This is a genomic window from Terribacillus jepli (assembly GCF_047228925.1).
Classification (GTDB): Bacteria; Bacillota; Bacilli; order Bacillales; family Amphibacillaceae; genus Terribacillus.
Genome location: NZ_JBFEGH010000004.1, coordinates 248,728 through 260,855 on the forward strand (window position 1 = coordinate 248,728; position 12,128 = coordinate 260,855).

Annotated in this window: 12 protein-coding genes and 1 pseudogene; 4 read left to right on the plus strand and 9 right to left on the minus strand. The window is 36.5% G+C overall.

The window, feature by feature from the left end; genetic code table 11:
- Positions 1 to 19: 19 nt before the first annotated feature.
- The 5 genes from AB1K91_RS07040 to AB1K91_RS07060 all read right to left on the minus strand — a co-directional run bounded on the left by AB1K91_RS07040 (position 20) and on the right by AB1K91_RS07060 (position 3,804).
- Positions 20 to 1,345 (minus strand): alpha-glucosidase/alpha-galactosidase, encoded by a 1,326-nt coding sequence (locus AB1K91_RS07040; protein WP_413089058.1) that lies wholly within the window; start codon positions 1,343 to 1,345, stop codon positions 20 to 22.
- A 337-nt stretch (positions 1,346 to 1,682) separates the two neighbouring features.
- Positions 1,683 to 2,063 (minus strand): hypothetical protein, encoded by a 381-nt coding sequence (locus AB1K91_RS07045; protein ID WP_413089059.1) that lies wholly within the window; start codon positions 2,061 to 2,063, stop codon positions 1,683 to 1,685.
- A gap of 178 nt (positions 2,064 to 2,241) precedes the next feature.
- Positions 2,242 to 2,517 carry a hypothetical protein gene (locus AB1K91_RS07050; RefSeq protein ID WP_413089060.1) on the minus strand — a complete coding sequence of 92 codons (276 nt, stop codon included), beginning with the start codon at positions 2,515 to 2,517 and terminating at the stop codon, positions 2,242 to 2,244.
- A gap of 114 nt (positions 2,518 to 2,631) precedes the next feature.
- Positions 2,632 to 2,940, minus strand: coding sequence for a hypothetical protein (locus tag AB1K91_RS07055; protein ID WP_413089061.1), 309 nt, complete (start codon positions 2,938 to 2,940; stop codon positions 2,632 to 2,634).
- 612 nt (positions 2,941 to 3,552) lie between these two features.
- Positions 3,553 to 3,804: a hypothetical protein gene (locus AB1K91_RS07060; protein WP_413089062.1), complete on the minus strand. Its 252-nt coding sequence runs from the start codon at positions 3,802 to 3,804 to the stop codon at positions 3,553 to 3,555.
- A gap of 377 nt (positions 3,805 to 4,181) precedes the next feature.
- Here AB1K91_RS07060 and AB1K91_RS07065 point away from each other — a divergent pair.
- A pseudogene (locus AB1K91_RS07065) lies at positions 4,182 to 4,916 on the plus strand (IS30 family transposase); the annotation flags it as partial.
- Positions 4,917 to 4,936: 20 nt separating this feature from the next.
- Here AB1K91_RS07065 and AB1K91_RS07070 read toward each other — a convergent pair.
- The 4 genes from AB1K91_RS07070 to AB1K91_RS07085 all read right to left on the minus strand — a co-directional run bounded on the left by AB1K91_RS07070 (position 4,937) and on the right by AB1K91_RS07085 (position 9,026).
- Positions 4,937 to 5,926, minus strand: coding sequence for a phage lytic cycle repressor MrpR family protein (locus AB1K91_RS07070; protein WP_413089063.1), 990 nt, complete (start codon positions 5,924 to 5,926; stop codon positions 4,937 to 4,939).
- Positions 5,927 to 5,943: 17 nt separating this feature from the next.
- Complete coding sequence (locus tag AB1K91_RS07075) at positions 5,944 to 7,266, minus strand: DNA sulfur modification protein DndB (protein ID WP_413089064.1); 1,323 nt, start codon at positions 7,264 to 7,266, stop codon at positions 5,944 to 5,946.
- 379 nt (positions 7,267 to 7,645) lie between these two features.
- Positions 7,646 to 8,620, minus strand: coding sequence for a trypsin-like serine peptidase (locus AB1K91_RS07080; protein ID WP_413089065.1), 975 nt, complete (start codon positions 8,618 to 8,620; stop codon positions 7,646 to 7,648).
- A 25-nt stretch (positions 8,621 to 8,645) separates the two neighbouring features.
- Entirely contained in the window at positions 8,646 to 9,026 is a 381-nt protein-coding gene (locus AB1K91_RS07085) for a hypothetical protein (RefSeq protein ID WP_413089066.1), read from the minus strand.
- A 542-nt stretch (positions 9,027 to 9,568) separates the two neighbouring features.
- Between AB1K91_RS07085 and AB1K91_RS07090 the strand changes: the two genes are divergently transcribed.
- The 3 genes from AB1K91_RS07090 to AB1K91_RS07100 all read left to right on the plus strand — a co-directional run.
- The gene (locus tag AB1K91_RS07090) at positions 9,569 to 10,297 is read left to right on the plus strand and encodes a hypothetical protein (protein WP_413089067.1); all 729 of its coding nucleotides are present in this window, start codon (positions 9,569 to 9,571) and stop codon (positions 10,295 to 10,297) included.
- Between the two features lie 48 nt (positions 10,298 to 10,345).
- The gene (locus AB1K91_RS07095; protein WP_413089068.1) at positions 10,346 to 11,227 is read left to right on the plus strand and encodes a hypothetical protein; all 882 of its coding nucleotides are present in this window, start codon (positions 10,346 to 10,348) and stop codon (positions 11,225 to 11,227) included.
- Positions 11,228 to 11,502: 275 nt separating this feature from the next.
- Positions 11,503 to 12,128: LysM peptidoglycan-binding domain-containing protein (locus tag AB1K91_RS07100; RefSeq protein ID WP_413089069.1), on the plus strand; the 626-nt coding region annotated here is incomplete at its 3' end.

Sequence of the window (12,128 nt, forward strand, 5' to 3'; positions counted from 1 at the left end):
ACGCCAGACTTTCAATTGCTCAAAGTCTGACTGTTCCTTTTTCTGAAATATAAGCCGGAAGCATATCACCATGTGCTTCGATCAATTCATCGCACATGCTGATGATATCATCCATGGAGAGTTCAGCGGCTGTATGCGGATCAAGCAAGGCCGCTTGATAAATTTTTTCCTTTGATTTCGTCATTGCTGCTTCAATGGTCAATAGCTGCGTATTGATATTTGAACGATTCAAAGCTGCCAGCTGTTCCGGCAGCTCTCCCATATATGCCGGAGCAATGCCGTTTCGATTTGCGATACATGGTACTTCAACAACAGCATTACGAGGCAGATTGGCGATTAGACCACCTTTATTCACTATGTTCCCACCAAAGACGAACGGTTGATTCGTTTCCATCGCTTCGATGATACGTGATCCATATTCGCGTGAACGTTCATGTGTCAAGCTGTTGTCATTCATCAGCTCTTGCTTTGTCTTCTGCCAATTTTTAATTTGTTCCTCGCATCGGCGCGGGTACTCATCCAGTGGTATGTTAAAACGCGAAATCAGTTCCGGATACTTATCTTTAATAAAGTAAGGATGATATTCCGCATTATGTTCAGAAGATTCCGTCACATAATATCCGAATTTATCCATCAGTTCGTAACGAACCATATCATGGTGTTTTTCTTTTTGCTTCTCTTTGGCGCGCTTCTTGATTTCAGGATATAGGTCTTTGCCATTCGATTTGATCTCAAGCAGCCATGCCATATGGTTGATGCCAGCAATCCGTTCTTCAATATTCTCATGGGGAATCTCGAGGTCTTTGAGTAAATCCTTCGTGCAAACCTGTACGCTATGGCATAATCCAACGACTTTTACATTTGTAAAACGAGCGACCGCTCCGGTGAGTGCAGCCATAGGATTTGTATAATTCAACAGCCATGCATCGGGGCAAACCTCTTCCATGTCCCTTGCGATATCCAGCATGACAGGAATGGTGCGCAATGCCCGAAATACCCCGCCGATTCCAACGGTATCCGCAATAGTCTGGCGAAGACCATATTTTTTGGGGATCTCAAAATCGATGACGGTACTTGGCCGATAACCCCCTACTTGGATAGCGTTAATGACATACTTGGCACCCTCCAAAGCCTCTTTGCGGTCTGTATATGCTTTGATCGTAACCTCTGCCTGCAACGAATTTTTCAACGCATTCAACAGCAGCTCGGACTCGGACAAGCGTTCTTCGTCAATGTCGAACAAAGCAAATTCGAATTCCTGCAAAGCAGGAGACAACATACAATCTCCTAGTACATTCTTTGTGAAAATTGTACTCCCTGCTCCTATAAACGTGATTTTTCCCATTTGACTGCCTCCCTGAAATCTTACTGGATTATTAGGAACCTTACTTGCATCTGATGATACAGCGCTTTCTCCAAGCAGGCAATGGTAAATAAAAAAGCAAAAAGGGTAAAATATTGCTATCTATATTTATTGATAATAAGGTATTCACATTGCATTTTAATTAGGAAATGATATTGAAAAGCACTTTTTACAGTCACATCATTATCGTTAAGAATCCTAGCTTCATAAGATATGAAGCTTAAAGGAATCCGTTTGCAGCTGCATCATTACTGGAAATTTTGATATGTATACTCCTTCTGCCCCAGCAGTGGGGCTCCTCATATAACAAAGAGCTTGCCTACACAGCAAGCTCCCCTTTTGTATCCCGTTTCATCGCTACATGCAGTGCCCGGAGCAGGATACCTGGAGTAGCTTTTTCGTATGTCTCTCCCAAAAGCTGCCGGGCACCTTCCAGAATCCGCTTGTTCCCGATCAAAGCTAACAGCTCGTGTCCTTTTACGGAAATATCGTCAATGAAAACATCCCTATAATCCTTTGAGTTTGTCACAACTCCGGTAATGAACCCTTCCTGCAGCAGCACTTCTGTGTGATGGACGACATCATACGGGGTACATGTCCCTACAGCGCAACGATAATCTCTTACTTTCGTTCCTTGGAGTTGGTCTGCTTCTAACTGTTCCAGTATTTCTTGAAATAATGTAACGCGTAGTTTTGGCATATGATCTCCTCCTCTTGATACTTTTATTATTTCACAAATGGATCATTAGTATCTCAAAAAGTTTGTACATTTCTTCACAAATTATCGGCAATCAAGAGAACGGATGTGCGTGTAACCCTCTTAAATTAATTATTTTATTTAACTTAATATTCAATAAATCAATTAGCATTTATTGTCGTCACTTCCTACTTCGATGCATCCGACTTGCTGTTCCTATGATATATTGGTCATCTTCTTCTTGATTCAAATATATCATTGATGCGTATCCTGCAGCCATTTCTTCGTATGAGTAATCGCATGTAGTTTTCTTCATTTCAATAAAATGATAATGGAAGACTTGCTCTTTTACGTAACTGATACTCCCTCCCTGATCAGTCACTTTATATCTATTTGAGTCACTTTGAAATTCTGCTTTTACCAAGTTGGATTTATTCACATATACTTTTGTACTCAAATGAACATCTCCTGTTCATAATTGATTAGTCTCCGGTAAGATCAGGACTGCTTTGGAAGCATAAAAACCAAATGGAAAGACCTAAGTAACTATCTACTCTACTTATTTTTTCAGTTATGTATGGATAAGGTATTCAACTATCTCTTCTTTTGAAATCATTCCTTCATAATTCGCCATTTGTTCAAGATCATGGATAACCATTTCCCGATTTATCATAGTATCGTTTACGTAATCGATAATAATCATTGGATCTTCATCAACTTTTCTTTGCGGTGTGAGCATACCGTACACGTAACTTACATTCTCAATTAATGCAGAGTATGCCGCCAATTGCTTTTGGATTTGTTTCTTTTGGAGATTTCCTTCATGGTCCTCGACTATGCTTTTCCATTGTTCTTCATAAACTTTCTGATAGTCTCTCATATTTTCTCCTTCCACTTTTTGTAGTGCTTTCCCCTAAATTTCTCATCCATATCACACCGTTTCATATTAAAATCCTCTGCTTATCTCAAAAACCCCCATGTGAATTTTTAAATAACTCCAAGCCATACCATTTACACTTCATGCTCCTCCGGAAGTAAAAGAAGAACGAAGTTGCCTAACTTGCCTAGTCAGGAAAAATGCCATACAGTTTCACCCACCTATTGCTATTGCACCTTGTTTCGCCATATTCAATTCTCTACTACTTCTCTTTTGTTCCAGTGGATGTCAGATCATCACCACAAATTATCCGATGTTTTAATTTTATTTTATTTGGTAATTTAAGTCAATACTTTTTTGATGATTGTCTACTTGTTTCTTTAGCTTAATGCGATTTATCAAAGATGCAATTGAGCGACTGTAATATACATCATCCCTTTAATAGAATAGAGATTTAGTATAACTCTCGTTGTTCTAGGTAAAGAAATTTCTACCGACATGGCGTTCAGGTAAGGTTAATTATTTCGAGGATGCTTTTCGTAACCACTTATATTCATGTAATTAGATAGGATGAACTATGCATAGAATATTAGTTGTTTGCAGGAAAGATCCGTATTATCTACATCTATCTAGGTCCTCTATGTATTTTCCTGTTACTTCTTCATTTTCAAGCACATAAACATCTTCCACGTGGATTCCTTCTATTCTATAAATAGCTTTTTCTCCATCTTGAGTCACTCGCAGATCATCATTTGCTTCGACTACTGCTTCTAATAATTCCTCCTCAAGATGACTTGAATTTTGTTGACTTTTTATTGGTACTGTCACATATATGGTTAAACTTAATTGAGCAACTTTTTTTTTCAAGTTATATCTCTCCCATGGTGTTATTTATTATATCCGCAAAAACAAGAACATACGTTCGTCTTTTGTAGCCTAATTATACATTGTTACCGTTTTATTTTCCAGTAAATATGTAATTATTCGAAGTATTTTGCCTAAATCATTATAAGTCTATGAAACTTTTGAACCAGAATTAACATTTCGCTTATCTGATTGTCATGCTATGTCCTAAGATAGTTTACATCCCGTTTTAGACGACATGGATTGTAAGATTAAGTTAGACAACTAAAAAAGGCCATTCATGGTACACTCAACATGTATTTCCACCACAGAAAACATAGGAGTTATCATGTATGAGCTTGAATCGTACCGTCATCATCAGGTAACCACGACTAACATCGCGTTGCGGCCGAAACAAAATAGTCTTGTCGTCCGAACAACAGGCTTATATCACTGGGCTGGACCCCGGATGTCATCGTCGGGAGAGCGGAACACCCCATTGCTTGCTCTGTTCCCACGCTTTATCGCCGTTTCAAAGAGAAGCTTTTTGACGAGACGACACTTCCCATGAAAGGCAAGCGAAAGCCCAACGGTCATCAGGAGCGCCGAGGAAAACAAGTCTTCAAACGGAACGTGACGGAGCGTGAGGCTGCTTATCCTCTTTACAAGGAAGGGTTCGGCCATCTGGAAGGTGATACGATTGTTGGTGCACGCCATAAAAGTGCTGTAATCACCCTCGTGGAGCGACTGTCGAAAGTCATCATCACTTTGTAAAGCCAGTGATATTGAGAAGGCACTGGACACGCGGTTTCAGTCTGTGCTTAGACACTTGTTTAAGTCGATCACATTTGACTGTGGAAAGGAATTCTCCAACAAGAAATCCCTTTTTTATCAATACGGTATCGGCATTTTCTTTGCAGATCCCGGACCCCTTCCCAATGGCGCAGAATGAAAACTTAAATTGCTTAAAAGATGGGCTATCGAAGGAGATAGATTTCACTGAAGTTGACCAGGATTTCGTTTCGGAAGTCGCAAACAAATCAAACCACATCCCGAGAAAGTCCTTAAACTACCGTACACCATTGGAAGAATTCTTGAGTTACCTGGATGCGACGATAATGTCTAGCTTATATTGATAAATGAGACAAAATAAAAATCACCCTAATCCAGGATGACTTTCGATATTAGTATAAAGACTATTGATTGATTCTTCATTAACTTCTTTTTTTAACTTATGGTAATTTTGTCTTTTGGATATGTGGAACTGATCTGATAATTTATCATAAAAGTCGTTGTCTAATTCTCTACCATTCTTCAAATGCTTATATCCGTAATATAATTGTCCAGATTGCTTAACCTTATTAGGATCTAAATAAGGGTTTTTTGAAACGATCTTTAACACGTCAAAAATACGGTAAATATGGAAACTTGGAATCGGTTCGTGTGATCCCTCTCTGTTCCGCCCGGCCAATTTATGCCTTATGATATATCCATTATCTAATAACGGAGCTTCTTTTACAGATGTTGTAGATTTACCATTATTGTACGCATACATATCTTCTTCCAAAGCTTCTCTTATTGTTTGCATACACTTTGAACTTACTGTTATTTTTCTTTGTTCCTTTTTTAAATCAGTCAGCAATATACTATTATCTATTTCATTTATGTCACCCTTTTTGAGATTTCTCAATTCAGCAAACTGTCTTCCAAATACCCCTTCAAAAATTAATCGAACAACTACCCTATCTTGTGCGTTTATTAGGTTGTTTTCTAACTCATTTAAATCCTTTTCAGTAATATGGAACTTTTTATTATGACTTATTGCAGTTTGTAAGTGATTTGTAGTGATCCTATCTGCCATATTGATATTTGATGAAGTCAGACCATTTTGAATTGCCCAGTTTATATAGCTCCTTAAATGCGTTAGTGCACTTCTGGCAGCTGTTTCACTAGCATGATCTCCAGCCATGATCACTTCAAGTATTTGTTGTTCCGTAAACGTTGATAGATCTTTGTCTAAAAAAGATTCCATCTCTTCTGCTCTTTTTAAAGAATGCATATATACTTTTACTGTTTCCTCGTTATAAGTTTGTTTAAGATGTTCAAAAAAAGCTTTCTTCATTTCATAATTATAGAGCTTTGCCATAAGATTTCCTCCCAATTTTATACATCAAGGTTATCATAAACATCTCTTATAATTTCTAACTGTTGTCTAGCACCTTTCCCCTTAATGCCAGCAAAGTCTTTACTCTTTTCTGTAAAGTCCAACTTGTCCAAAATACTATTTAAATACACAGGATCAACATCGTTTTCCTGCATCCTTTTAGCTAATCTCATATAACCAAAGAACATATTATTCATAACCAAGTAAGGGCGTGATGTGTTAATATGACCTAAAAACTCTTCAGGATAAGCATAAAACAAGGTGTTCATGAACTCTGCGAGATATTTACTTAATTGAATAGCCTCATACTTATTCTTTAATGTCCAGTTCTCATCTATGGCTGCAGTTAACGTGTTAAAAGTAACAATCGCTTTACTATTCATTCCATGTGAAGTAGATACCCTGTTCTTTAGTTCACTGGAATACTCCAGCTGCTCTACTACAAATGTGGAGAATTTCTTCTTCGCAAAACGCTCCACTTGTGCTTTGGAAACAGGATTCACTGTATTCATTTGCGCAAAATAAGCTCTTGCTTTATCTACAGAAAAGTTTAAGATATTTATTTTGAATACCATGTCTTTATCAGGATATTGAAGAAGTGCAGTTACGATTGCAGATACCCTATGGAAACCATCCAGACAATCAAACAGAGTTCCGGGCATGATTGTTAAAGAATGCGTATCAGCATTATATATTACTTCCTCGCCTGGAATATCTGCTGTGCCTAAACGCGCATTGAACGTAAGCATTGAAGAAATTAAGTCATCGTTTTTTAATAACTCGACTATTTCTTTAACACTCGCTTCCTTAACTTTAGGAATAGGTATAATTTCATCCGTTTTACTATTTTTTTTAAAATGGGCCTCTCTTTGAGTATTGAAATTGTACTGGATAAGTTGACTATCCATGAGCTTTTTAATCTCTGAAGCTTTAATTGTACCTATAAAATCATCTTCTGATACTTGTACAATGCCTTCCAAAGTATAAGGAAAAGAGATTGATTCAGCTGTTTCCCCTCTAAATACAGTAGTTATCTCTTTAGCCATACGTTCAGGATAATACTTATCAGGATCAACTTCTTCCTCTTTTGTAAAGTTAAATACTGCTTCGGAGTATACATAAAGTTCCGGTATACCCAATTGTTTTATTTTGTTAGTATCATTCAAAATTCCTTGTACTTTTCCTGGAGATAAATCAAAATTTGATCCCAAAAATTGTTTAATATAACTTGTAAATTTCTTTTCATGCCTTAGGGAATCAATTAATTTAATTAGATTGTCGGATAATGTCGAAATGGCTTCTTCTGTGAGTAATTGTACCATGAAATCATTCCTTTTTTTCTAATTCTTTAATGGCGCTTTTTGTTCATCTAATATATTTATCTTATTATCAGTAGTGTAATTACAAATGCCTTAGCTTGGAATATTTATTTGGGATTCTTGGGAGGTCATTCAACTCTGAACTTTTATATCTTGAATTTGCCCTCTCATATTATCAATCTTTAGTTTAAAAATCATTGCATACTTAAACTATTTCAATAAGAATTTATTCTTTACCATTATAACCTAGTTGTTTGATAATCGTTTTATTTTATTCGAATATTATCATATGTTTTTTTAAAACACAATTTGAACAACCATTCCTATATCTTCTCCAACAACAAAAAAAGCACCTAGTTAGGTACTTCTTTTTATCCATCTATCATTCTTCTAGTAAAACAGTGAAGACGAATGAGTGGAATTCTTTACTCATCTTAGGCCCTCCGTTAAAAGTCTCTCCATTAATATTATAACTCCCATTATGGACTCCTACTATTTGGTTGACGGAATTTAGCTGCGCGCTACCTGAGTTCCCTCCATAAGTGTCTATTTTATAGAAGTTCTGATGAGAATTATCCCGAAGGATCCCTCCACTCATCTGATACTGAGAAACTTTACCTGTTTTATTAATCATGTCTCCAGGATAACCTTGAATCTTGATTCGAGTCCCGGTTGTTCCTGTACTTGTCTCTTTAAATCCTAGTGTCCCTGCAAAATCTCCTGCTTCTATATAGTCATTACCACTTTTAAACGGTTTGACTTTTACAATGGCAAAATCATATCTGGAATCATCTCCATTCCAACCACGTGGCTTGAAATACTCTTCTCCAACATAGGCTCCCCAGTAATAGGTGCTATCTAACATCCCTGGATAGAAAGTAGTTTGAGATGGGCTTCCTAAGCCATCTATACAGTGTGCATTCGTCAAGTATTTATCAGAATCTATCAAAGTACCGGTACAGGAGGATCCAGAGCTTCCTAACATAAACCCTATTTGTTTATTAGGAGTTTTAAGGACATCTGTTACTTTTTTTCTGCCATCCTCACCGATGACGACCTTTGTACCAACTGATGGTTCCAGTGATTTCCCAGAGCTTTTCTTGATAATACTGGCATCAATAGATTTTGGGTCATGCATTAATTCCGGATTTCCCTCTGTTGGAGCAAATTCCTCTTTCAGCTTTTCTGGATTTATCTCATTTAAAACATCAAGGTAATCTTCTGCATAAATGACTTCCCCAGATGAAGAAATGATATCGTAAGGACTCTCTTTTCTTTCATCTTCACCCTCTGCTGCAAGAACACTTAAGGGAAACGCAAATAGCAGCAACATAAGAAAGGATACTTTGATTTTCATTTTAAGACCTCCAAATAACATAAATTTATTTATTTTGGAGTGAATCACTTGAAATTACCAAATCACACGCAATGATTTGTGGTGGATAAGTCTCTGATATGTATGAATATGTAATTTTAACTTGATGATCGACATTTGAGGATAATTTTTCACTAAAATCAGAGAAAGCTACAATTGGGGAAGTTTTGACAAGAGATGCAGAATAGCTCGTGACAAGTTCGTCTTTATCTACTGAGTAAATATTATCATCATAATCTTTCGAACTAACAAAATAAATTTCATCGGAATCATAAGTCACGATGAAACCTACTAACTCATTATTACAACTCTCCCCTCCTTGTATTACGCCCTTATTCTCTAATTGAAATGGTGCTAATAATAGCAAAAGCAATAACCATAATCTCAAGATACATCACTCCAAAATATGGATAAAGAAATAGTACCATAAAATCCCATTAATCTACCTTTTTTTGAGATTTCCCAAGTTATCCTACTAGGGTTTCATAGATTGGACTTTCAACCCTAGACTTTCCTATTATAGATACAGTCAGTAACTTTTGCAGTTGGTCATTTCTATGTACTGTCATAACAAAGGAGAATTCAAATCATCATGTTTATTCGTTAACATTTAACACTTGTTATTGCCTCGTAAAAAATCTGTCCATAAACCTTGTAATCTCAAACACCATTATATATAAATAAAATAAAATATTATTGACTTATATAAATAGAAAATATAAAATCAAACTATCACGCACCAAGATATTCCAGTTGATAGAAAAGAAATGAATTAAGATAGCTTATAAGGAGGAGTTGGAGATTTACTTAGATACAATGGAATGCCCCAAAATACTACACAGCTATATATACTCTATGTATAAGAAAGGCGATTGAATGTTAAGTGAATGGATGTAAGTAAAATAAAATAATGAAAGGGATGGATGTTTAATGGGAGTAGTAAAAAGAAATGCGCATAAGCATGAACAATCTTTACGTTTCCTTACATTAAGCGATATAGAAGTTATAGAAGGACTGATTAGGAATCGAAGTGAATTCGATGAACATTATGACATTGACCCTTCCAAGCAAATAGACATAGAAAGGATATCCAATATAGCAATTTCTCTCGCTGAAGAACTATTGAATAAAAAAAGAAAAGAAGAATTTCTCGAAAAGGGACAAAACGGCAAAATGTCCATCGATAAGGAATTTAAGGCCATTCGATTACTGGTACATCGAGATAAAAGATCAGCACTGGAAAAGTTAATTCTCCCCGTTTCCCCGACTCCCTTGAATCCAGAAGTAATTGCAATTTATGCCGATTTAGATTTTTATATAGCTTCAGCCAATTTAACGCCCAAACAAGAGAATGTCATTGCATTACTGCAATACGGCCTTAAGGAACCAGATATAGGCCTCCTCTACAATCAGAAAACACAAGCCATAACCAAGAATTTAAAAACTGCTTGTAATAAGATAAAAGCAGAATATGACAAGCATCGAAAATATGCACTAGCAAATCAGAATTATATAACGGCCTCATGGGATTATAGTATATGTCCAAAATGCAAGAAACAACTACCTTTGACGACCGACTTCTTCTATAAAGAACCACGAGGAAAAAAAGGGTACCAATCAAAATGTAAGATTTGCGTTGATTCCAAGCGAAACGGATAAATTCACCAATAAAAAACCGATTATATATAAGTGAAGGAGTAGAACATATTGATCTTTACAATTAATCTTCCAAATGGAACGAAACACACCATGCACTCCAAAGCCTCTGACTCTAACGCTGAACTGGTTAGTCAGGTTGAAGAATTCATATTGAAGAAGTTCGATGCCTATATTACTAATTTCATTAATTCTAAAGGTACTCGAAAAATGCTTCAGGATTGTGCCAACTATCTATTAAGAGAAACACGGGAAGGCGGTGTTTTAACGACAGATAAGCTAAAAACGATAAATAAGCGAGAAACGGTAATTTCCAATCTGGCAAACCAAAGTGTTTATGATCACTTATATGGCAACTCTGAGTTTGGAGAAGATTCTAATTCTTACTCTTATGAGATTGAATCTATAGAGCAAGATTTAATGGATTTCAAAGAGGAAATTAGTAATGAACTCTCTCCTTCCCTACCATCATCAATGAAACATACTCAACAGAATATAAAATGGAAAGAAACTAAAACATACAAGCTGAATCTCCTTTACAGCACCAGATCTAAACATACTGAAGTTGGTGATGATAAGGTAATTACATATAACTTGGAGCAGAATGATGAGTGGATCACTGAATCCCCCATATTCGACGGCAGCACGATAAACTTTAGGAAAGTGGTTATACATCAAAGTCGAAACGGACGAATTCCATTGTACGCTGATTACGTCTCTAATTGGTCTTACGTTGACACAGAAAACAGGTTTGAATTTAACGGAAGATGCTTTTATGTTGATAAAGCTTGTAAGCAATATCGCGTATTTAATGACAACGTTTCTGAAATGGATCATGTACTTTGCTTTTACCTCAAAGAAAAAGACGAGTACTTCTTCTACGACGAAAACATCGAGGATATTACTTTTTTTATAAACTATAAAATAAAATAAAATAATTAAAGGAGGTGATTTATTCTGAAAAGTGGCGATAACTGAGATTGCAGTTATTGATTACTGGAATCTTGATAAAGGAGGCTGATGCAGCGTTAAATAACACCATAAATATGATCACTGATTTATGGATAGTGCAAATTGTCAAGTAAGTACATATGAAGTTCAGATTAGAGATTTATCCTATTATTCTTTCTTTCCAATTAACTCTACCTTCAAAGATTAGTTAGTTAAAAGCACACTAACAAATAAAATAAAATGAGGTGTAATGCATAATGGCAACAACTACATATACAGTTAAATCCGGTGATACATTAGGTGGTATCGCACAACGTTTTGGAATGACGCTGGCTGAAATTCAATCTCTAAACAACATTTCCGACCCTAATAAAATTCAAATTGGTCAAGTATTGAAAGTTTATACTTCTGGAGGTGGTGGTTCTACACGTCCTACTACAACTTACACTGTCAAATCTGGTGACAATTTGAGCAGTATTGCACAACGTTTCGGTATGACGCTTGCTGAAATCATGTCGCTCAATAACATCACCAACCCGGACAAGCTTCAGATTGGCCAAAAATTGAAGGTTTATTCTTCTGGTGGAGATGGCGGTAACGGTGGTGGTTCCACGCGTCCTACTACAACTTACACTGTCAAATCCGGTGACAATTTGAGCAGTATCGCTCAACGTTTCGGTATGACGCTTGCTGAAATCATGTCGCTCAATAACATCACCAACCCGGACAAGCTTCAGATTGGCCAAAAATTGAAGGTTTATTCTTCTGGTGGAGATGGCGGTAACGGTGGTGGTTCCACGCGTCCTACTACAACTTACACTGTCAAATCCGGTGACAATTTGAGCAGTATCGCTCAACGTTTCGGTATGACGCTTGCTGAAAT